General features: G+C 67.8%; 15 protein-coding genes and 5 pseudogenes. 19 read left to right on the forward strand and 1 reads right to left on the reverse strand.

Going from position 1 to position 21040, the window contains the following annotated elements; translation table 11 throughout:
- The first annotated feature begins 219 nt into the window (after positions 1-219).
- A complete protein-coding gene (gene ygiD / locus ACFJI0_RS09690) occupies positions 220-1101 on the forward strand; it encodes a 4,5-DOPA dioxygenase extradiol (RefSeq protein ID WP_382324553.1) in 882 nt (293 codons plus the stop codon).
- A gap of 60 nt (positions 1102-1161) precedes the next feature.
- Here the strand turns inward: ygiD and ACFJI0_RS09695 are convergent.
- Positions 1162-2359 (reverse strand): annotated as a pseudogene (locus ACFJI0_RS09695) (amino acid aminotransferase).
- Positions 2360-2614: 255 nt separating this feature from the next.
- On the opposite strand from ACFJI0_RS09695, the pseudogene ACFJI0_RS09700 reads away from it, so the two are divergent.
- The 18 genes and pseudogenes from ACFJI0_RS09700 (at position 2615) to ACFJI0_RS09785 (ending at position 21040) form a co-directional block, all read left to right on the forward strand.
- Positions 2615-3251: pseudogene (locus ACFJI0_RS09700) on the forward strand (XrtA/PEP-CTERM system exopolysaccharide export protein).
- An 81-nt stretch (positions 3252-3332) separates the two neighbouring features.
- Positions 3333-3581: a hypothetical protein gene (locus ACFJI0_RS09705; protein ID WP_382324555.1), complete on the forward strand. Its 249-nt coding sequence runs from the start codon at positions 3333-3335 to the stop codon at positions 3579-3581.
- On the forward strand, positions 3563-4255 hold the full coding sequence (locus ACFJI0_RS09710) for a hypothetical protein (protein ID WP_382324557.1): 693 nt from the start codon (positions 3563-3565) through the stop codon (positions 4253-4255). The genes ACFJI0_RS09705 and ACFJI0_RS09710 overlap by 19 nt, the downstream gene beginning before the upstream one ends.
- The gene (locus ACFJI0_RS09715; protein WP_382324559.1) at positions 4194-4892 is read left to right on the forward strand and encodes a GNVR domain-containing protein; all 699 of its coding nucleotides are present in this window, start codon (positions 4194-4196) and stop codon (positions 4890-4892) included. The genes ACFJI0_RS09710 and ACFJI0_RS09715 overlap by 62 nt, the downstream gene beginning before the upstream one ends.
- A gap of 15 nt (positions 4893-4907) precedes the next feature.
- Positions 4908-5882 (forward strand): XrtA-associated tyrosine autokinase, encoded by a 975-nt coding sequence (locus tag ACFJI0_RS09720; RefSeq protein WP_382324561.1) that lies wholly within the window; start codon positions 4908-4910, stop codon positions 5880-5882.
- A 48-nt stretch (positions 5883-5930) separates the two neighbouring features.
- Entirely contained in the window at positions 5931-7460 is a 1530-nt protein-coding gene (locus tag ACFJI0_RS09725) for a TIGR03016 family PEP-CTERM system-associated outer membrane protein (protein ID WP_382324563.1), read from the forward strand.
- A 3-nt stretch (positions 7461-7463) separates the two neighbouring features.
- Positions 7464-8582 carry an XrtA/PEP-CTERM system-associated ATPase gene (locus tag ACFJI0_RS09730; RefSeq protein WP_382158260.1) on the forward strand — a complete coding sequence of 373 codons (1119 nt, stop codon included), beginning with the start codon at positions 7464-7466 and terminating at the stop codon, positions 8580-8582.
- A 16-nt stretch (positions 8583-8598) separates the two neighbouring features.
- Positions 8599-9468 (forward strand): XrtA system polysaccharide deacetylase, encoded by an 870-nt coding sequence (locus ACFJI0_RS09735; protein WP_382324565.1) that lies wholly within the window; start codon positions 8599-8601, stop codon positions 9466-9468.
- Positions 9461-10514, forward strand: a pseudogene (locus tag ACFJI0_RS09740) (FemAB family XrtA/PEP-CTERM system-associated protein). Before ACFJI0_RS09735 ends, ACFJI0_RS09740 begins: the two are co-directional and overlap by 8 nt.
- Positions 10515-10535: 21 nt before the next feature.
- On the forward strand, positions 10536-11933 hold the full coding sequence (locus ACFJI0_RS09745) for a TIGR03087 family PEP-CTERM/XrtA system glycosyltransferase (protein WP_382324567.1): 1398 nt from the start codon (positions 10536-10538) through the stop codon (positions 11931-11933).
- A pseudogene (locus ACFJI0_RS09750) lies at positions 11834-13682 on the forward strand (XrtA/PEP-CTERM system amidotransferase). The gene ACFJI0_RS09745 and the pseudogene ACFJI0_RS09750 overlap by 100 nt, the downstream one beginning before the upstream one ends.
- Before the next feature lie 59 nt (positions 13683-13741).
- Positions 13742-15826: pseudogene (locus ACFJI0_RS09755) on the forward strand (NAD-dependent epimerase/dehydratase family protein); the annotation flags it as partial.
- Positions 15823-15999, forward strand: coding sequence for a hypothetical protein (locus ACFJI0_RS09760; RefSeq protein WP_382324569.1), 177 nt, complete (start codon positions 15823-15825; stop codon positions 15997-15999). The pseudogene ACFJI0_RS09755 and the gene ACFJI0_RS09760, both read left to right, overlap by 4 nt.
- Positions 15954-16943 carry a glycosyltransferase gene (locus tag ACFJI0_RS09765; protein WP_382324571.1) on the forward strand — a complete coding sequence of 330 codons (990 nt, stop codon included), beginning with the start codon at positions 15954-15956 and terminating at the stop codon, positions 16941-16943. The genes ACFJI0_RS09760 and ACFJI0_RS09765 overlap by 46 nt, the downstream gene beginning before the upstream one ends.
- 13 nt (positions 16944-16956) lie before the next feature.
- The gene (locus tag ACFJI0_RS09770) at positions 16957-18156 is read left to right on the forward strand and encodes a glycosyltransferase family 4 protein (RefSeq protein ID WP_382324573.1); all 1200 of its coding nucleotides are present in this window, start codon (positions 16957-16959) and stop codon (positions 18154-18156) included.
- A gap of 3 nt (positions 18157-18159) precedes the next feature.
- A complete protein-coding gene (locus ACFJI0_RS09775) occupies positions 18160-19707 on the forward strand; it encodes a hypothetical protein (protein WP_382324575.1) in 1548 nt (515 codons plus the stop codon).
- Positions 19692-20882, forward strand: a complete 1191-nt coding sequence (locus tag ACFJI0_RS09780) for a glycosyltransferase family 4 protein (protein WP_382324576.1) — start codon at positions 19692-19694, stop codon at positions 20880-20882. The genes ACFJI0_RS09775 and ACFJI0_RS09780 overlap by 16 nt, the downstream gene beginning before the upstream one ends.
- Positions 20879-21040, forward strand: coding sequence for a hypothetical protein (locus ACFJI0_RS09785; RefSeq protein WP_382158240.1), 162 nt, complete (start codon positions 20879-20881; stop codon positions 21038-21040). Before ACFJI0_RS09780 ends, ACFJI0_RS09785 begins: the two co-directional genes overlap by 4 nt.

Genomic DNA, 21040 nt, shown 5'->3' on the forward strand with positions numbered 1-21040 from the left:
GGTTATGTTGCAGTGCAATATAGCAGCATGTGCAAGTCCCTATAAGGGTGAAAACACTATACCCCCGGGTGTTGTTGTCACCTTCGTGAAAGAATCCTGCCGGAACTTCGTGCGCGGCGGCGGGCTCCATGGCTTTTCCGCCGATCGCCACCCCCCATGCAACGTCGCCCCCTATTGATCGCCGGCGGGGCCCTCGCGGCCACCGCCCTCGGAACCTACATGAGCACTTCGGCCTCCGTCCCTTCACCCACGTCCGCCGCCGCCGGTCTGGCCGACCTGGCCGCCGCGCTGCCTGCCACCGAGCGCCTGCCGGTGCTGTTCCTGGGGCATGGCAGCCCCATGAATGCGATCGAGGACAACGCCTGGCGCCGCAGCTGGCAGGCCCTGGGCCAGGAACTGCGCGCGCGGGGCACGCAGCCCAGCCTGATCCTGTGCGTTTCGGCGCATTGGCTGACCCCGGGCTGGCAGCTCACGGCCATGAGCCAGCCCCCCACCATCCACGACTTCGGCGGCTTTCCGCAGGCCCTGTTCGACCAGCAGTACCCCGCGCCGGGCTCGCCAGCCATGGCCCGTGCCATCAGTGGGGTGGTCAGGCAGCCCGGCTCTGGCCGCGCGCTGGACCTGGACGAGCGCGAGTGGGGCCTGGACCACGGCACCTGGTCGGTGCTCAAGCCCATGTTCCCGGCCGCGGAGATCCCGGTCATCCAGCTCAGCATGGACTACCGCCGGCCCGCGGCCGAGCATTTCGCTGTCGGCCGCCAGCTCGCCCAGTTGCGCGAGCGCGGTGTGCTGATCGTGGGCAGCGGCAACATCGTGCACAACCTGCGCACCATGCGCCGGGACGCGGCCGACAACCAGGCCTACGAATGGGCGATCGAGTTCGACCGCATCACGGCCGAGCACCTCGCTCAGGGGCGGCTGGAGGCGCTCAACGACTTCCAGCAGCTGGGCACCGTGGCGCAGATGGCGCACCCCAGCTGGGAGCACTACCTGCCGCTGCTGTACACGGCGGGTGCGGTCACCGACAAGGAGGAGCCGCGCTTTTTCAACGACGGTTTCCAGGGCGCCTCCATCTCCATGCGCTCGGTCATCTGGAGCTGAACCCGGGACGGCCCATGAAAAAAGCCGCTCATCGAGCGGCTTTTTTGCGTCAGACCCGACTCAGACCACCTTGGCGATGGCCTGGCAGACGTAGTCGATGTTCTTGCTGTTGAGCGCGGCCACGCACATGCGGCCGGTGTCGGTGCCATAGACGCCGAACTCGCTGCGCAGGCGCACCATCTGGTCCTTGTTCAGGCCGGAGTAGCTGAACATGCCGATCTGGCTGGTGATGAAGCCCATGTCCTGCTTCACGCCGGCGGCCTTGAGGCCGTCCACCAGCTTCTGGCGCATGGCCTTGATGCGCACGCGCATCTCGCCGAGTTCCTTTTCCCACAGGGCGCGCAGCTCCGGGTTGTTCAGGACGGCGGCCACCACCGCGCCGCCGTGGATGGGCGGGTTGGAGTAGTTGGTGCGGATCACGATCTTGAGCTGCGACAGCACGCGCGAGGCTTCCTCGGCGTTTTCGCACAGCACCGACAGGGCCCCCACGCGCTCGCCGTACAGGCTGAAGCTCTTGGAGAACGAGGTCGAGACGAAGAAGGTCAGGCCGGCGGCGACAAACTTGCCGATGACCGCGCCGTCTTCGGCAATGCCGTGGCCAAAGCCCTGGTAGGCCATGTCCAGGAAAGGCGTGAGGCCGCGGGCCTTGACGGCGGCGATCACCTGGTCCCATTGGGCCGGGGTGATGTCGTAGCCGGTCGGGTTGTGGCAGCAGGCGTGCAGCACGGCGATGGTGCCGGGCTGCGCGGCGTTCAGGCTGGCCAGCATGCCGTCGAAGTTGACGCCGCGCTTGTCGGCGTCGTAGTAGGCGTAGCTGTCGACCGTGAAGCCCGCGTTGGTGAAGAGGGCGCGGTGGTTTTCCCAGCTCGGGTCGCTGATCAGGACCTTGGCGTTCGGATTGAGGCGCTTGAGGAAGTCAGCGCCGATCTTGAGGCCGCCGGTGCCGCCGATGGCTTGCACCGTGCGCAACGCGGCCGGACTTCACCGGCTCCGAATCGCTGCCGAACACCAGGCTCTTGACGGCGGCGTCGTAGGCCGCGATGCCGTCGATGGGCAGGTAGCCGCGCGCGGCAGGCTTGTCCATCATGGTCTTCTCGGCCGCCTGCACGCATTGCAGCAGGGGCAGCTTGCCGTTGTCGTCGAAGTAGACACCGACGCCGAGGTTGACTTTGTTGGGGTTGGTGTCGGCGGCAAACTGTTCGTTCAGACCCAGAATCGGGTCGCGCGGCGCCATTTCGACGGCGGAGAAGAGGGACATGCTGGGTTTCCTGGGTTGAGGTCGGGAGCAACCGGCATTTTAGCGGCCGGGCGTGTTGCGTTCCTGATGCCAAATGGTGTGCCCGTTGTGGCCTTCGCATGCATGTTTTCGCCACAAGCGTGCGCTTCCTCATGACAGAGGAGGGTTTGGGTATTCGTTACCGTTTACAAGCGTTCCATTGCCGCATGTCTGCGGTATATTCAAAAGGGCGTTAACTTTTATTAACATTTCACCGTTCCATGGAGGAAATGGGTCATGCGAAAACATACTTCCGGTCTCGTTCGTGTTCTCGCCATTGGCGCCGCTGCAACCGCGTTGTTGGTGGGTGTCAGTGGCTGCGCGAGCAACAGCAACCTGCCGGCCGCGCCGGTGGTGGCGCAGCACCGCCAACTACAACTACCTGGTGGGACCGGGCGACACGCTGAACATCACCGTGTGGCGCAACCCCGAGCTTTCGCTGACGGTGCCCGTGCGCCCCGATGGCAAGGTGTCCGCGCCGCTGGTCGACGAACTCGTCGCGCAGGGCAAGACGTCCTCCGAAATCGCCCGCGACGTCGAGAAGGCGCTGGGCAAGTTCGTGCGCGATCCCGTCGTGACGGTGATCGTCACCAACTTCGTCGGCCCCTACAGCGAGCAGATCCGTGTGGTGGGTGAAGCCACCAAGCCGCAGTTCCTGCCCTACAAGCAGAAGATGACGGTCATGGACGTGATGATCGCGGTGGGCGGGCTGACCGACTTCGCCGACGGCAACAAGGCCACCATCGTGCGCGCCGCTGAGAGCAACAAGCGCTACAGCGTGCGGCTGCAGGACCTGGTCAAGCGCGGCGACATTTCCGCCAACGTGGAAATGCTGCCCGGCGACATTCTCATCATCCCGCAGGGCTGGTTCTAAGGCCGCCGTCCGGTCGGCCTCGGGGTTGGTCGGGCGACCAGCCAGTCCCTCGCTGTTCTGCTGTCACACACAGATTTCTGCATGCACGATCTCCTGAACCAAATCTCCACCACCCTGCGGGGCATGTGGAAATACCGCCGACTCGGGGTGCTGATCGCCTGGATCGTGGCCGCCGTGGGCGCCGCCGGCGTGTTGATGATCCCCGATCGCTACGAGGCGACGTCGCGGGTGTACGTCGACACCCAGTCGATCCTGCGCCCGCTCATGACCGGTCTGGCAATCCAGCCCGATGTGGAGCAGCAGGCTGCGCAATGCTCAGCCGCACGCTGATCAACCGGCCGACGGTGGAAAAGCTCATGCAGATGGCCCAGCTGGAAACCGCGGGCCAAACCAAGGCGCAGCGCGATGCCCTGGTGGACAACCTGTTCAAGTCGCTCGCCATCCGCTCGACGGGGCGCGACAACCTCTACACCCTGTCGTACCGCGACGAGAACCCGGAGCGTTCGCTGCAGGTGGTCAAGTCGCTGCTGACGATCTTTGTCGAGTCGGGCAAGGGCGCCGCCGGCACCGATTCCGACAACGCCCGCAAGTTCATCGAAGAGCAGATCAAGAACTACGAGAACAAGCTGTCCGAAGCCGAGTCCCGCCTGAAGGATTTCCGCCTGCGCAACCTGGACATGCAAGGGCAGGGGGGTCTCGATGTGGCCGGCCGCATGGCCGAGATGCTGAGCACGCTCAGCCAGGCCCGCCTGGAGCTGCGCGAAGCCGAGAGCGCCCGCGAGGCCGCGCGCAAGCAGCTGGAGCAGGCGCGCAGCATGGCGCGGACCGCGCCCGACACCTCGTCGCTGAACTTGCGCAACGCCCGACCTGGATTCCCGCATCGATGCGCTCAAGCGCAGCCTGGACGCCCTGCTGCAACGCTTCACGGACCAGCACCCGGACGTGCTCAACACGCGCCGCCTGATCAAGGAACTGGAAGACCAGAAGCGCCGCGAGATCGCTGAAATGCGCCGCGCCGCCGCGGCCTCGCCCGCCTCGCCGGTGGTGGAGAACAACCCGGCCATCGTGGAAATCACGCGCACGCTGGCCTCGGCCGAAGTGCAGGTGGCGTCCTTGCGCGCCCGCGTCGGCGAATACGAAGGCCGCTCGGCCCGCCTGCGCGAGCAGCTCAAGGTGGCGCCGCAGATGGAAGCCGAGCTGGCCCAGCTCAACCGCGACTACGAAATCCACCGCAAGAACTACCAGGACCTGGTGTCGCGCCGCGAGACCGTGTTGATGAGCGGCGAGCTGGAAAGCACCTCCAACCTGGCCGACTTCCGCGTGGTCGAACCGCCGCAGGTCTCGCGCCGCCCGGTGGCCCCCAACCGCGCACTGCTGTTGCCCGTGGCCCTGCTGGCCGCGCTGGCCGCGGGTGTTGGCGTGACCTTCCTGGTCAGTCAGCTGCGCCCGGTGTTCTTCGATGCCTCGGCCTTGCGTGGTGCCACCGAGCTGCCCCTGCTGGGCGTGGTGACCCTGGTCAAGAACGACGCCATGCGCCGGCGCGAATCCCGAAGCCTGCGGCGTTTCCTGCTGGCCATCATGGCCTTGGTCGTGTTGTTCCTCATCGGTATGGTGACCTTGTCGTACCGATCGAGCCTTTGAAGGTGATCTGAAAACATGTCCAGCTTGATTGAAAAAGCAGCCCAACGGCTTGAGCAACTGCGACAGGCCGGCGCCGACATGCCGGCGGTGCCCGATGCCGCCGCGGCGCCCACCAGCGCACCCGAAACCACGGCGCCTGTGGCCGCTGCCGCCAAGCCTGCGCCCGTGATGAAAGAGGCCGCCAAGACCGTCTCCAAGAGCGTGCGCCTCGATCTGGCCGGGCTCACCGAGGCGGGCTTCGTCACGCCGAACGCGCCGCGCGCCGCCATCGCCGACCAGTACCGTGTCATCAAACGCCCCCTGATCGCCAATGCAACCGGCAAGGGGGCCTCGGTCGTGCAGCATGGCAACCGCATCATGGTGACCAGCGCCATGCCCGGCGAAGGCAAGAGCTTCACCGCCATCAACCTGGCGATGAGCATCGCCATGGAGCTGGACTACACGGTCCTGCTGGTCGATGCCGACGTGTCCCGCCCTTCGATCATGAAAACGCTGGGCCTGCCGCCCGGCCCCGGCCTGCTGGACCTGCTGACGAACAAGCAGATGGAGATGTCGGACACGCTGCTGCGCACCAACATCGACAAGCTCAGCCTGCTGCCCAGCGGCACGCCGCATCCGCGCGCCACGGAGCTGCTGGCCAGCGACGCGATGACCGATCTGATTGAAGAGATGGGCCACCGTTACCCCGACCGCATCATCATCTTTGATTCGCCACCCCTGCTGCTGACCACCGAATCCCGCGTGCTGCGCAACGCACATGGGCCAGATCGTGGTGGTGGTGCAGGCCGAGAAGACCCTGCAGTCCCAGGTCCGGCACGCGCTGACGACGATCGAGTCGTGCCCGATCAAGCTCATGGTGCTCAACCAGGTGCATGGTGGCGATCAGGATGCCTATGGGTACGGCTACGGCTACGGGCACGGGGCGTCGAGCGACGCCCAGGTCTCAGAGACCACGCCGGCTTGAATCGGTTCACGGAGGTTTCCCAGTGACACATCGATCATCCCGCCGGCCCACATCGTTCCCGGTGGCGCACGCTGGTGCAGGCCTTGTCGGGCCTGCTCGTGCTGTCGCTGCATGCCCAGGTGAGGGCGCAGGAAGTCGCTCCCGCAGGGGATCTGGTGGAGGTGGAGACGCCGGTGGCCCCGCCCCCTGCCATCTGGGTGACGCCCCGCATCTCCGTGAGCCAGGGCTTTTCCAACAACGGCGATCTCTCCACGCAGAACCGCCAGAGCGAGCAGATCACCGAAATCAGCCCGGGCATTGGCGTGGTGGTCAACAAGCCGCGCCTCAAGGGCTTCTTCGACTACTCGCTGCGCGGCATCTACGACGCGCGCAACACGGTGCAGGACAACATCCAGCAGTCCCTGAACACCAATGGCACCTTCGAGGCCTGGGACAACCGCGCCTTCATCGATTTCTCCGGGATCATCGGCCAGCAGGCCATCTCGGCATTCGAGTCGCCGAGCATCGACGCCCTGGGCAACGACAACCTGTCGGAGACCTCGAGTTTCCGGTTCTCGCCCTACCTGCGCGGCAGCCTGATGGGTTCGGTGGACTACGAGCTGCGCTACGCCTACCAGACCACCCGCACCGACACGCGGCTGCGTTCCGACATCAGCTCCGAAGAGGGCCTGGCGCGGCTGTCGCGCCAGGTGACCGGGCAATCGCTGGGCTGGACGCTCGAAGCGGGTCGCACGCAGCTCGACTACAGCTTCGGACAGCGGCAGACCCTGGACGCGGTGAATGGCCGCCTGTTCTACGCGCTGAACCCGACGCTGACCCTGTCGGCGCTGGTCGGCGTGGAGTCCAACGACCTGCTGACCCCCGACATGAAGTCGTACCGCTCCACCGGGCTGGGTGTCGAATGGCGGCCCTCCGATCGCACGCGCGTCTTCGCCGAGCGGTCCAACCGCTATTTCGGCAACGGCCACAACGTCGAGGTCGAGTACCGCAGCCGGCGCGCGATCTGGCGCTATGTGGACACCCGCGACGTGGTCACCAGCCAGCTGGATGCCGCGGGCGCGTCCCAGGGTTCGCTCTATGGCCTGATCGACGCGCTGTCCAACGAGTCCGACCCGGTGCGGCGGGCGCAGCAGGTGAATGCCGAGTTGCAGCGCCTGGGCCTGCCGGCCGATTTCCAGCTCAACCCGGGCTTCCTCACCTCGTCGGCGTCGGTGCAACGCCTGCAGGAGCTTTCGCTGGGCCTGTTCGGTCCCCGCGATGCCTTTGTGGTGGCCGTGGCCCGCAACACGGGGCGCCGCCTCAATCCGGTGATCACGCTCAGCGACGACTTCAACATCGCCTCCGACATTGTCGAGAAGGCCTGGCGGGTCACCTACGCCCACCGCCTGACGCGGCTGACCTCGGCCAACGTGTCCTTCACGCGGCAGACGAACGAAGGCATCAACACCTCGTTCAGCAACACCCTCAAGACCTTGACGTTCGGCGTCAGCACGCGCCTGGCCGCTCGCACCAGCGGCAGCGTGCAGCTCCGGCGTTCGCTCTACAGCGGCACCTTCCCCTACAAGGAAACCGCCATCCTGGGCGTGGTCACCCACCGGTTCTGATACATGTACGAAGCCTATTACGGGTTGACCAGCAAACCCTTCCAACTCAACCCCGACCCGCGTTTCTATTACAGCAGCAAGCCGCACCGGCGCGCGCGCTCGTACCTGGTGTACGGCGTCATGCGCGGCGAGGGCTTCATCGTCATCACCGGTGAGGTGGGCGCCGGCAAGACCACCATCGTGCGCGACCTGCTCGACAGCCTGGAAAACGGCTCGGTGGTGGCGGCCCATCTTGTGAGCACCCAGCTGGGCGCCGAAGACGCGCTGAAACTGGTCTGCGCGGCCTTCGGCGTGCCCGTGCGCGGGACCGGCAAGGCCGACATGCTGATGGCGCTGGAAGCCTTCTTCATCACCCAGACGACCCAGGGCAAGCGCTGCCTGCTGATCGTGGACGAAGCGCAGAACCTGCAACCGCTGGCGGTGGAAGAGCTGCGCATGCTGTCGAACTTCCAGTTCGGCGAACAGGCCCTGCTGCAGACCTTCCTGGTCGGGCAGCCCGAGTTCCGCACCATCCTGCAGGGCCCGGGCATGCTGCAACTGCGCCAGCGCGTCACCGCGCGCTGCCACCTCGGCCCGCTGGACGAGGAGGACACCCGCGCCTACATCGAGCACCGGCTCAAGTGCGCCGGCGCGGTGGACAAGCCGGTCTTCGAGCCGGCGGTGTTCGCCGGCATCTTCCAGCACAGCGGCGGCATTCCGCGCCGCATCAACACCCTGTGCGACCGCCTGCTGCTGCAGGGCTACCTGTCCGAATCGCCGACCCTGACGCTGGATGCGCTCAACGAGGTGGTCGCGGAGATGCACGCCGAGAGCGCGGTGCCCGCGCCGGACCACCAGGGCAGCGACGACCGCTGGGCCCACCTGCCCAAGGCGGGCGAGGGCGCCGAGGCCCGCCCTTCGCTGGTCGATGGCATCGGCCCCGAAGACCTCGACCTGGACCCGGGCGTGGTGGACGGCATCGGCGAAGAGCTCACCCGCGTGACGGCCGAGCAGCTCAGCACCCGCCTGCTGCGCATGGAGCGCAGCGTGCTGCGCCAGGAGCGGGTGAGCCTGGAGATCCTCGGTGCCTTGAGGAAGATCGTCGCGGCCACCCGCAAGTCGCGCAACAACGGCAGCAACTGATCCCAAGGGGGTTCCCATGCCATCCAACGCACCCATCGAAAACGCGCTGACCATCGACGTCGAAGACTACTTCCAGGTCTCGGCCATGGCGCCCTACATCGACCGCGCCGATCGGGACCGCTGCGAGTGCCGGGTCGAACACAACATCGACCGCATCCTGCAGCTGCTCGCGGCGAAGAACACCCACGCCACCTTCTTCACCCTGGGCTGGATCGCCGAGCGCTACCCCGACATGGTGCGCCGCATCGTGCGCGAAGGCCATGAACTCGCCAGCCATGGTTATGGGCACCAGCGGGTGAGCGACCTCACCGAGGCCGAGTTCTTCGACGACATCACGCGCTCCAAGGGCCTGTTGGAAGACCTGGGCGGCCAGGCGGTCTGGGGCTATCGGGCGCCGAGCTTCTCCATCGGTGCGAAGAACCTGTGGGCGCTCGACACCCTGCAGCGCGCGGGCTACCGCTACAGCTCCAGCATCTACCCGGTCAAGCACGACCACTACGGCATGCCCGATGCGCCGCGCTTCGCCTACGAGACCTCGGGCGGCATGATGGAAGTGCCGCCGACCACGCTGCGCATGTTCAACCGCAACCTGCCGTCCAGCGGCGGTGGTTATTTCCGCCTCATGCCCTATGCGCTCTCGCGCTGGATGCTGCAGCAGGTGAACAGGCAGGACGAGCAATCCGCCATCTTCTACTTCCACCCCTGGGAGATCGACCCCGGGCAACCGCGCGTGGCCGGCATCGACCTCAAGACCCGCTTTCGCCACTACGTCAACATCGGCCGCACGGAACAGCGCCTCGCGCGCCTGCTGGACGATTTCCAATGGGACCGCATGGACAACATCTTCATCGGCAGCCGCGTGAAGAAAGAGGTGTCCGTTGTCTGAGCCTGCTCTTCTTCGCATCCACCGCCTCGACAGCGCCCAAGCCGACCAGATCGCCCGCTGGGACGCCTTCGTCCTGGCGCAACCGCAGGCCACGTTCTTCCACCGCGCGGGCTGGCAGACGGTCATCCGCGACGTCTTCCGCCACGACACCTACTTTCTCTACGCCGAGTCCGGCGGCGAGATCCAGGGCGTGCTGCCGTTGGCCCATGTCAACAGCCGCCTGTTCGGCAACGCGCTGACCGGCCTGCCGTTCGCGGTGTACGGCGGCGCGGCCGCCGCGACCCCCGAGGCCGCCACGGCGCTCGAAGCCGAGGCCCAGCGCCTGGCCGTCGAGCTCGGCACCGACCACCTGGAGCTGCGCCACATCGAGCGCCGCCACACCGACTGGCCGGTGCAGGAGCTCTACGTCACCTTCCGCAAGGCCATCCTGCCCAAGGAAGAGGACAACATGCCTGGCCATCCCGCGCAAGCAGCGCGCGATGGTGCGCAAGGGCATCAAGAACGGCCTGACCTCGCACATCGACCCGACCGTCGACCGCTTCTTCGCCCTGTACGCCGACAACGTGCACCGCCACGGCACGCCGGCCATGCCCAAGCGCTACTTCCAGACCCTGCTCAAGACCTTCGGTGCCGACGCCGAGGTGCTGACCGTGTGTTCGGCCGAAGGCACGCCGCTGTCCAGCGTGCTCAGTTTCTACTTCCGCGACGAGGTGCTGCCGTACTACGCGGGCGACGACGAGGCCGCCCGCGACCTCGCTGCCAACGACTTCAAGTACTGGGAACTCATGCGCCTGGCCTGCGCGCGCGGACTCAAGGTGTTCGACTACGGGCGCAGCAAGGAGGGCACCGGCCCCTACGCGTTCAAGAAGAACTGGGGCTTCGAGCCCACGCCGCTGAACTACGAGTACCGCCTGTACAAGCGCGAGGGCATTCCGCAGAACAACCCGGCCAACGCCAAGTACAAGCTGCTGATCGCGACCTGGCGGCGCCTGCCCATTGGCGTCGCCAATTGGCTGGGCCCGTTCATCGTGCGCAATCTGGGCTGAGCGACGCCACCTTGACGCACCATGGCCAACCTGCTGTACCTCGTTCACCGCCTTCCGTATCCGCCCAACAAGGGCGACAAGGTGCGCTCGTACCACCTGTTGCGCCACCTGCTGCAGAAACACCGCGTGTTCCTGGGCACCTTCATCGACGACCCTGACGACGAGCAGCACCTGCCCACGCTGAAGGCCCTGTGTCCGGACCTGCACGTCGAGCGCATCGCGCCGCGCCGGGCCAAGCTGATGAGCGCCACCGGCCTGCTGCGCGGCGAGGCGCTGACGCTGGCCTACTACCGCAACGCCGGCATGCGGCGCTGGGTCGAGCAGGTGGCCCAGGCCCATGAGCTGCAGGCCAGCGTGGTGTTCTCGGGCGCCATGGCGCAGTACGCGCAGCCGCTGGCGCCGGCCGTGCCCATGCTGGTTGATTTTGTCGATGTGGATTCGGCCAAGTGGACGCAATACGCCCCCGCGCACCGCTGGCCGATGTCGGCTGTGTACCGGCGCGAAGGCGAACGCCTGCTGGCCTACGAACGCGAGGTGGCCTCGCAGGCGCGCCGCTCCTTCTTCGTCACGCCGAACGAGACCGCGCTGTTTCTCTCGCACGCGCCCGAGGCCCAAGGCCATGTGCAGTCCCTCAGCAATGGCGTGGACGCCGATTTCTTCACCCCCGATCCCGCGCGCGCCAACCCGTTCGCGGCGAACGAGCAGGCGATCGTGTTCACCGGTGCCATGGACTACTGGCCCAACATCGACGGCGTGAGCTGGTTCGTCTCGGACATGCTGCCGCGCCTGCGCGCGCACTGGCCGCGGGCGCGCTTCTACATCGTGGGCCGCAGCCCCTCGCCGCAGGTGCAGGCCCTGGCCGGCCAGCACGTGGTGGTCACCGGCACCGTGCCCGATGTGCGGCCCTACCTGCAGCACGCCGCCGCGGTCGTGGCGCCGCTGCGCGTGGCGCGCGGCATCCAGAACAAGATCCTCGAAGCCATCGGCCATGGAGCAGGCGGTGATCACCGTGCCTTCCTGCGCCGAAGCCATCGGCGCCAGCAGCGCGCAGGGCCTGCTGCGAGCCGAGGATGCCGACGGTTTCCTGCAGGCGCTGCAGCAACTGCTCGATGCGCCGCCAGCCCAGGCCGCCGCGCTCGGCCGCGAGGCCCGCCGCTTCGTGCTGCAGGGTTTCAGCTGGCAGGCCCACCTGAGCGGCATCGACGCCTGCCTGGACGACCCCCACCAACTCAACGCCACCGTTCAGGAGGCCCACTGACATGTGCGGCATTTCCGGCCTGTTCGACACCCAGGGTCTGCGCAGCTACGACCGCGCGCTGGTGTCCCGCATCAACGACATCCAAGCCCACCGGGGGCCGGACGAAGACGACCTGCACCTCGAACCCGGCCTGGCGCTGGGCCACCGGCGCCTGTCGGTGATCGACCTGGCCACGGGCCAGCAGCCGCAGTTCAACGCCGACGCCAGCGTGGGCATCGTGTTCAACGGCGAGATCTACAACTTCCAGGAACTCGTGCCCGAGCTCAAGGCCCTGGGCTACGTGTTCCGCACGCGCAGCGACACCGAGGTGATCGTGCACGCCTGGTCGGCCTGGGGCACGGCCTGCGTGCACCGCCTGCGTGGCATGTTCGCCTTCGCCATCTGGGACCGCGCGCAGCAGTCCTTGTTCCTCGCGCGCGACCGCATGGGCGTCAAGCCCATGCACTACGCCTGGTTGCCCGACGGCAGTTTCATCTTCGGCTCCGAACTCAAGGTGATCACGGCCCACCCGGGCTTCGTGCGCGAGATCGATCCGAAGGCGGTGGAAGACTATTTCTCGTTCGGCTACGTGCCCGACCCGCGCTGCATCTACCGCAACGCCCACAAACTGCCGGCGGCGCACACGCTGCTGCTGCGCCGGGGCGAAGCCGACCAACCCGCGCCCGTGCCGTACTGGGACGTGCAGTTCACCAACGACAACCCGATCGAGCAGGCCGATGCCGAGGTCGAGTTGCGCGACCGCGTGCGCGAGTCCGTCAAGCTGCGTCTGATCGCCGACGTGCCGCTGGGTGCCTTCCTCTCGGGTGGGGTCGATTCCAGCGCCGTGGTCGCGACCATGGCCGGCCTGTCCGACACACCGGTGCAGACCTGCGCGATCGGTTTCGACGACCCGCGCTTCAACGAGTCCGAGTTCGCCCAGCAGGTCGCCGACCGCTACAAGACCGACCACCGGCTGGAGATCGTCAAGAGCGACGACTTCGACCTGATCGACACCCTGGCCTGGCTGTACGACGAACCCTACGCCGACAGCTCCGCCATCCCGACCTACCGCGTCTGCGAGATGGCGCGCAAGCACGTCACCGTGGCGCTCTCGGGCGATGGCGGCGACGAAAGCCTGGGCGGCTACCGGCGCTACCGCATGCACCTGGGCGAGGAGCGCGTGCGCAACCGACTGCCGCACGGCCTGCGCCAGTCGGTGTTCGGCACGCTGGGCCGGCTCTACCCCAAGGCCGACTGGGCGCCGCGCATGTTCCGCGCCAAGACCACCTTCCAGGCCATGGCCATGGACAGCGTGCAGGCCTACCACCACAGCATGTCGCACCTGCGCGCCGACCAGCGCGCGCGCCTGTTCTCGCCCGCGTTTCAGCGCGAGCTGGGCGGCTACAACGCCATCGAGGTGTTCCGCGAGCACGCCCAGCGCGCGCAGACCGACGACCCGCTCGCGCTGATCCAGTACCTGGACTACAAGACCTGGCTGGTCGGTGACATCAACACCAAGGTGGACCGCGCCGCCATGGCGCACTCGCTGGAGGTGCGCGAACCCCTGATGGACCACCAGCTCATCGAGTGGCTGGCGCACGCTGCCCAGCGATCTGAAGATCCAGGGCGGGGAGGGCAAGGCGGTGTTCAAGAAGGCTTTCGAGCCGCTGCTGCCGCACGACGTGCTGTACCGGCCCAAGATGGGCTTCTCGGTGCCCCTGGCGAAGTGGCTGCGCGGGCCGCTGGCGCAGCGCATGCGCGAATCGGTGCTGAGCCCGCGCATGCTGGACTCGGGCTACTTCAATGCCACCGTGCTCGAGCGCATGGTGAAGGAACACCTGAGCGGCCAGTCCGACCATTCCACGCCCTTGTGGATGCTGATCATGTTCGATGCGTTCCTGCGGCAGAACGAGAAGAGCGCGCCCGTCTGACGGGCCAAGAATTCATTTCCAGGAGGATGTTTGTGAGCAACAAGAAGAAGGTGCTGCTGGTCGGCGCCGGCAATATCGCCAAGACCCACGCGGCCGCGCTGCGCGAGATCCCGGGTGTGGAGCTGTATGGCGTGTTCGACGTGAACGCCGCCACCGCCCAGGGCCTGGTCAAGGAATTCGGCGCGGGCCGCGTGTTCAACTCGATCGAGGAAGCCGCCGCCTCGGACGCCGACACCGTGCACGTGTTGACGCCACCGGACTTCCACCTGTCTTCCGCCATGCCCTTCGTGGCCGCGGGCAAGACCGTGCTGCTGGAAAAGCCGGTGGGCGTGAGCACCGCCGAGTGCGAGCAACTGCGCGAAGCCGCAGGTCAGTCCGGCGCCGTGATCGGCGTGAACCAGAACCTGGTGTTCAACCCCGCCTACGTGCAGCTCAAGGAAGCCATCGCGTCGGGCCGCCTGGGCAAGCCGCGTTACCTCGACTACGTGTACGAAGTGCCGCTGCGCCAGCTGGCCGCGCGCCAGTTCGGCCACTGGATGTTCCGCAAGCCGCTCAACATCCTGCTGGAGCAGGCGGTGCACCCGCTGTCGCAGGTGCTCGACCTCGCCGGTTCGGTGCGCGAGCTCTCGGTGCTGGCCGAGGACCCGGTGGAAATCTCGCCCGGCGTCGGTCTTCACAACGCCTGCCAGGTGTCGCTGCGCTGCGAGCGCATGCCCGCCCACATGCGCTTCCATGTGGGCGCCGAGTTCACGGTGTGCCGCATGACCGTGGTCTGCGACGACGGCGTGGCGGTGGCCGACATGTTCGCCAACCAGTTCCACACCCTGGAGCGCACCGCCTACATGGAGCCGGTGGATGCCTGGCTGTCGGCGCGCGCCACGGGCCAACAGGTGAAGTCGCAAGGCTTCTCGGTGCTGCGCGACTACGTCATCGCCACGGCCAAGCTCAAGCCGCGCTCCGACGCCTTCTACCTGGGCATGAAGGGCAGCCTGCAGGCCTTCTACCAGGAGCTGCAGAGCCAGGGCAAGCCCCGCATCGACCTCGACTTCGGCGCCGAGCTGGTCTCGGTCTGCGAGCAGATGGCCGCGGCCTTCAAGCCCTTGCCCGCGGGCGCCACGCCGGTGGCCGAGCCCGCGCCCACGGGTGACCTGGTCGTGGTGCTGGGCGGCACCGGTTTCATCGGCTCGCACACCGTGGCGGCCCTGCTGGGCCAGGGCCACCGCGTGCGCGTGATGGCGCGCGGCGTGAACAACCTGCAGCCGGTCTTCAGTCGGCCTGGCGTGGAGATCGTGCGCGGCGACGTGAAGAACAAGGCCGACCTGGAGCGCGCGATCGCCGGCGCCCCCTACGTGATCAACCTCGCGCACGGCGGCGGTGGCGCGAACTTCGAGGCCATCCGCGCCGCGATGGTGGATTCCGCCGTGATGGTGGCCGAGGTGTGCCGCGCGGCCGGTGTGCAGCGCATGGTGCACGTGGGCTCCATCGCCAGCCTGTTCCTGGGCGATGCGGGTGAGACCATCACCGGCGCCACGCCACCGGACCCCCGCCCCGAGACGCGCGCCGACTACGCCCGCGCCAAGGCCCTGGCCGACCAGGCCTTGATGGACATCCATCAGAAGACCGGCTTCCCCATCGTGCTGATGCGCCCCGGCCTCGTGGTGGGTTCGGGCACCTCGCCCTTCCACAGCGGCCTGGGCTTCTTCAATAACGACCAGTACTGCGTCGGCTGGAACGGTGGCCAGAACGCCTTGCCCTGGGTGCTGGTGGGCGACTGCGCCTCGGCCATCGTGGCCGCCGTCACGGCGCCCGCCGCGCCGGGCCGTGCCTACAACCTGGTGGGCGATGTGCGCCCGAGCGCGCGCGAATACCTGGCCGACCTCTCGCGCACCATCGGCCGTCCGCTGAAGTTCGTGCCGTCGTCCCCCACCGGCCTGTGGCTGGTGGAGATGGGCAAGTGGCTGATCAAGCGCGTGACCGGCCGCGCCGTGGCCCGACCGTTCAAGCGCGATCTGATGTCGCGCGGCCTGCTGGCCAAAATCGACTGCAGCAACGCCAAACAGGACCTGGGCTGGCAACCGGTGAGCGATGCCGCGACCTTCCACCGCCAGGCCATGGCCGTGCACGCCGGAGAAGGTTCTGCATGAGCGAGGGCGCACGCCCCCCGCGCGTGCTGCTGCACGCCTTCTCGACCTTCAAGCTGGGCGGGCCGCAGGCGCGCTTCGTGCAACTGGCAATGCCCTCGGGCCGGGCTACCGCCACCTCATCGTGGCGATGGACAACTGTTTCGACGCCGGTGAGCGGCTCGCCCCGGCGGTGAACTGGGAGCCGATGCGGCTCGAGGTGGTCAAGGGCGGGGCGCTGGCGAACCGGGGCGCCTTTCGCGCCTTGCTCCAGCGCCTGAAACCCGACCTGCTGCTGTCCTACAACTGGGGCGCCATCGAATGGGCGGCGGCCAACCTGCCGCGCGTGGTGCCGCACGTGCACGTGGAAGACGGCTTCGGCCCCGAAGAGGCCGCCCGGCAACTGCCGCGCCGCGTCTGGATGCGGCGCGTGCTGCTGGGCTGGAACCGCGTCTCGGTGGTAGTGGCCTCGCGCAACCTGGAGCGTTTGGCCACGGGTGTGTGGAAGCTGCCGGCGCGCCGGGTCACCTTCATCCCCAACGGCGTGGACATTCCCGCGGCGGCGCGCGCGGTGTCGGTGGAAGAAGGCCGACCGGTGCGCATCGGCACGGTGGCCGGGCTTCGGCCGGAGAAAAACATCGCCCGCCTCATCCGCGCTTTCGCCAACGTGCGGGCCCGGCGTTCCGCCCGCCTCATCGTGGTCGGCGACGGCGCGCAGCGCGGCGAGCTGGAAGCGCTGGCGCAGCAGCTCGGCGTCGCCGCCGACGTGGAATTCACCGGCTACCTCAAGGACCCGTCCGCGCGCCTGACGGACTTCGACCTGTTCGCCCTGTCGTCGGACACCGAGCAACTGCCGATCGCGCTGCTCGAAGCCATGGCGGTGGGCATGCCGGTGGTGCGCACGCGCGTGGGCGACGTGGGCGACATCCTCTCGGACGTGTCGCCCGACAACCTCTGCGAGCCGCAGGACGGCCCGTTCGCCGCCACCCTCGCGCGCGCCCTGGACCAGCAGCCCCTGTGGCCGGCGTGGGCCCGGGCCGGCCGCGAGAAGGTGCAGGCCTCGTACGCCAAGGCCCTCATGACCGCCCAATGGAAGCGGGTGTTCGATGGCCAACTTCACCGATCCTCTGTGGCGGCCTGAGGCCGCTCGACCCATGAAAATCCTGTACCACCACCGCACGGCATCGAAAGACGGCCAGGCCGTGCACATCGAAGAGATGATCGAGGCCTTGCGCAGCGAGGGGCATGAGGTGCGCGTGGTCAGTCCGGGTGGCGACGAGCCCGAAAGCAGCGCGCCAGGGCAGGGCGGCAATGGCCAGATGGGCAGCGACATGGGCTGGGTGCACCGCCTCAAGGCCCTGATGCCCAAGGCCTTGTACGAACTCATGGAGCTGGCCTACAGCGTGGTGGCCTACCGCAAGCTGATGAAGGCCGCGAAAGACTTTCGGCCCGACGTCATCTACGAACGCTACAACCTCTTCCTGCTCAGCGGCCTGATGGCCAAGAAGCGGCTCGGCATTCCCTTGCTGCTGGAGGTGAACGCGCCGCTGGTGTTCGAACGCTCGCAGCACAGTGGCGGCCTGGCCCTGCAGGGGCTGGCCCGCTGGGCCGAGGGTGTGGCCTGGCGCGGCGCGGACTGCGTGCTGCCCGTGACCAATGTGCTGGCCGACCACGTGCGCGCCCGCGGCGTGCCCGACTCGCGCATCCAGGTCATCCCCAACGGCATCAACCGCGCGCACTTCGCCCAGGCCCCGACCCAGGAGACCGCCAAGGCCCACCTCGGCCTGCAGGGCCGCCTGGTGCTGGGCTTCACCGGCTTCGTGCGCGACTGGCACGGCGTGGACCGCATCGTCGACTGGATGGCGTCCCCGCAGGCGCCGTCCCACACCCACCTGCTGGTGGTGGGCGACGGCCCGGTGCGCGAAGCGCTCGAGCAGCAGGCCCGGCGCCTGGGCCTGGCCGACCGCGTGACCTTCACCGGCGTGATCCACCGCGACCGGGTGCCCGCGCACGTGGCCGCCTTCGACGTCGCCCTGCAGCCCGCCGTGACGCCCTATGCCTCGCCCCTGAAACTGATGGAATACCTGGTGCTGGGCAAGGCCGTCGTGGCGCCCGCCACCCCCAACCTGCTGGAGGTGCTGACCCACGAGGACAACGCCCTGCTGTTCGACGAGGCCGTGCCCACGGGCATGCAGGACGCGCTGACGCGCCTCTGCACCGACGACAGCCTGCGCGAGCGGCTGGCCGTCGCGGCGCACGACACCATCGACCGGCTCAGCCTCACCTGGACGGGCAACGCCCGGCGGGTGGTGGCGCTGTCGACCTCCCTGGCCCAGGCTTCCCCGACGAGGTGAACCATGACGCGCAGCACCGCTGACGGCACCGCCCTTTCCCGCGCCACAGCCCTGATGGGCCTGTTGCTGGTGCTGCTGGTCGCGTTCGGCTTGCGCTTCATGGCGATCCGGGCCGATGGGGGTCTCTGGTACGACGAGATCTTCGGCGCGAGCTACGTCAACCTGAATCCGCTGGACGTGGTGGTCGCGGTGATGCGCTTCGACATCCATCCGCCGCTGTACTACCTGCAGCTCAACGCTTGGGGCGTGTTCTCGAAACAGGACACCTGGCTGCTCCTGAACTCGGTGTTCTGGAGCCTGGGTTCCATCGTGGTGGTGTACCTGGGCGTGGCCGCGCGGGCCGGCCGCCGCGCCGCGCTGCTGGCGGCGGCCTTCACGGCGCTGCTGGGCAGCGAGATCTACTACGCCTCCGACCTGCGCATGTACGCCATGCTGGGCTGCAACGTGCTGCTGCTCTGGTACTGCGTCGACCAATGGCTGCTGCACGGCCGGCGCGGCCATTGGTGGGCCATGTGCCTGCTGGTGCTCTCGCTGTCCATGCTGCACAGCATCGCGTTCATCGCGGTGGGGTCGGTGCTGTGTTACACGCTGATCCGCTGCTGGGTGGCCGGCGAGCGCCGCCGCCTCAAGCCCCTGCTGGGGTTCATCGGGATTTCGGGTGTGTTGCTGCTGCCCTGGCTGGCGAACGCCAGCTTCCGTTCGGTGTCGCACACCCGCATGCCGAGTTTCGACAGCGTGGCGCAGACCCTCGGCGGCTGGCTGCTGGGTTACTTCCCCGGGGCCACGACCACGCAGTACGCGGTGGCCGCCGCCCTGGTGCTGGCGCTGGTGTTCTACCTGCTGGTGTTCGGCTCGGCCTACGTGAGGGCCTGCGTGGTCTCGTTCGTGGTGCTGCCGGTGCTGGTGGTGGGGGTCATCTCGCTGGTGCTGCGGCCCATCTGGCTGGACCGCACGCTGGCCTACACCGCGCCTTTCCTCGCCGTGGCGCTGGCCGTGCACCTGCACGAGCGCCTGCGGCCGGACGCGCGCCTGCGGGTGTGGGGCGCGGCGCTGGTGGTGGCCTTGCTGGTTTTCGTGGCGGCGTATGGCGCCGGCTGGGAGCGGCTGCAGACCCCGCGCAAGATGGACTTCCACCAGGTCGCCCGGCACATCGCGCAGCACAACACCGAGCGCCGCGACATCTACGTCCCTTCCAACGTGCGCTACTGGGCCATGGCCCGCTACCTCCAGGGGCCGGGCTGGGGCAGCCTGCTCGCCATCCAGGATCCGGCGAAGATCGACGACTCCGACACCTGGCGCCGGATCTACCAGAAGCTGGGCGACACCTGGCTGGAGCGCCTGCACCTCAAGGGCGCGGCGCGTTTCATCGACACGCCCCATGGACGCCTGTGGATCGGCTACAGCCCGCTGCCCAACGAGGTGGTGGCGCGCGGCTACTACCTGGTGGGCGACAACAACGACCGCGACAAGGCCCAGCCCTGCCCGCAGGGGCGCGAGACGTCCCGGAAAAGTTTTGAAGGTGTGATGGTGTTCGAATGCAAAAATCCCTGAAGCCCCTTCGCATCCTGCTGTTCTCCAGCCTGTACCCGAGCGAGGTGCGGCCCATCCACGGCATCTTCGTCGAGACCCGCCTGCGCGAGCTGCTGAAAACCGGGCAGGTCCAGGCCAAGGTGGTGGCGCCCGTGCCCTGGTTCCCGCTGAAGTCGCCCCGCTTCGGTGAATACGCCCAGTTCGCGGCCACGCCGCGCCTGGAGCAGCGCAACGGGCTGGAAGTGCACCACCCACGTTACCTGCTGCTGCCCAAGGTCGGCATGAACCTCGCGCCCTACACCATGGCCCTGGGGGCCCTGGCGACGGTGCGGCGCCTGCAGAAGCAGGGCTTCGATTTCGACCTGATCGACGCCCACTACTACTACCCCGACGGGGTGGCCGCCGGGCTGCTGGCGCGCTGGCTGAAAAAGCCCTTCGTCGTGACCGCGCGCGGCACCGACCTGAACCTCATTCCCGAGTACCCCTTTCCCCGCAAGCTCATCCTCCAGACCGCCGCACAGGCGCAGGCCTCCATCGGCGTGTGCCGTGCGCTCATGGATTCGCTCGCCGCCCTCGGCGCGGACCCGGGCAAGCTCAACACCTTGCGCAACGGCGTCGACCTCGAGCGCTTCACCCCCGAGCCGCGCGAGGCCGCGAGGCAGCGCCTGGGCCTGGATGTGCAGGGGCCGTACCTGCTGTCGGTGGGCCACCTGATCGAGCGCAAGGGCCACCACATCGCGATCGAGGCGCTGCCCGCCATGCCGGGCGTGACCTTGCTGGTGGCCGGGGGCGGGCCGGAGCAGGGCGCCTTGAAGGCGCTGGCGGCGCGCCTGGGCGTGAGCGAGCGCGTGCGCTGGGTGGGCGTGGTGCCGCAGACCGAACTCAAGTGGTGGTACAGCGCGGCCGATGCGCTGGCCCTGTGTTCCAGCCGCGAAGGCTGGGCCAATGTGCTGCTGGAGGCCATGGCCTGTGGCACGCCGGTGATCGCCACCAACATCTGGGGCACGCCCGAGGTGGTCAGCCAGCACGCCGCCGGCCTGCTGATGGCGCGCCGTGACGGGCCGGCCCTGGCCGAGGCCTGGGGCCGGCTGATGGGCGACCTGCCCCCGCGCGCGGCCACGCGCGCGCACGCCGAAACCTTTTCCTGGGATTCCACCACCCAGGGGCAACTCGACATCTTCAGGAGGTTCGCATGACCGAAGGCTTGCTGCTGTTGGCCGAACTGGTGCTGCTCGCGCTGCTCTTGCTGGCGGTGCGGCGCAAGGCCCGCGATCCGAAGACGCCCGACATGGGCTTCTTCTCCTACGAGGTGCTCACCGATGACGCACCGCCCGCGCCGAAGAAAAGGAACTAG

The sequence above is a fragment of the Hydrogenophaga sp. UC242_53 genome (genome assembly GCF_042696965.1).
GTDB lineage: Bacteria > Pseudomonadota > Gammaproteobacteria > Burkholderiales > Burkholderiaceae_C > Hydrogenophaga.

Excerpts from the sequence above, each read along its gene's own strand:
- ACFJI0_RS09720 (WP_382324561.1), top strand. The coding sequence starts at position 4,908 with ATGTCCAGCTTGATTGAAAAAGCAGCCCAACGGCTTGAGCAACTGCGA.
- ACFJI0_RS09775 (WP_382324575.1), top strand. The coding sequence starts at position 18,160 with ATGACGCGCAGCACCGCTGACGGCACCGCCCTTTCCCGCGCCACAGCC.
- ACFJI0_RS09770 (WP_382324573.1), top strand. The coding sequence starts at position 16,957 with ATGAAAATCCTGTACCACCACCGCACGGCATCGAAAGACGGCCAGGCC.
- ACFJI0_RS09710 (WP_382324557.1), top strand. The coding sequence starts at position 3,563 with ATGCTCAGCCGCACGCTGATCAACCGGCCGACGGTGGAAAAGCTCATG.
- ACFJI0_RS09760 (WP_382324569.1), top strand. The coding sequence starts at position 15,823 with ATGAGCGAGGGCGCACGCCCCCCGCGCGTGCTGCTGCACGCCTTCTCG.
- ACFJI0_RS09745 (WP_382324567.1), top strand. The coding sequence starts at position 10,536 with ATGGCCAACCTGCTGTACCTCGTTCACCGCCTTCCGTATCCGCCCAAC.
- ACFJI0_RS09765 (WP_382324571.1), top strand. The coding sequence starts at position 15,954 with ATGGACAACTGTTTCGACGCCGGTGAGCGGCTCGCCCCGGCGGTGAAC.
- ACFJI0_RS09735 (WP_382324565.1), top strand. The coding sequence starts at position 8,599 with ATGCCATCCAACGCACCCATCGAAAACGCGCTGACCATCGACGTCGAA.
- ACFJI0_RS09785 (WP_382158240.1), top strand. The coding sequence starts at position 20,879 with ATGACCGAAGGCTTGCTGCTGTTGGCCGAACTGGTGCTGCTCGCGCTG.
- ygiD (WP_382324553.1), top strand. The coding sequence starts at position 220 with ATGAGCACTTCGGCCTCCGTCCCTTCACCCACGTCCGCCGCCGCCGGT.
- ACFJI0_RS09730 (WP_382158260.1), top strand. The coding sequence starts at position 7,464 with ATGTACGAAGCCTATTACGGGTTGACCAGCAAACCCTTCCAACTCAAC.
- ACFJI0_RS09705 (WP_382324555.1), top strand. The coding sequence starts at position 3,333 with ATGCACGATCTCCTGAACCAAATCTCCACCACCCTGCGGGGCATGTGG.
- ACFJI0_RS09780 (WP_382324576.1), top strand. The coding sequence starts at position 19,692 with ATGCAAAAATCCCTGAAGCCCCTTCGCATCCTGCTGTTCTCCAGCCTG.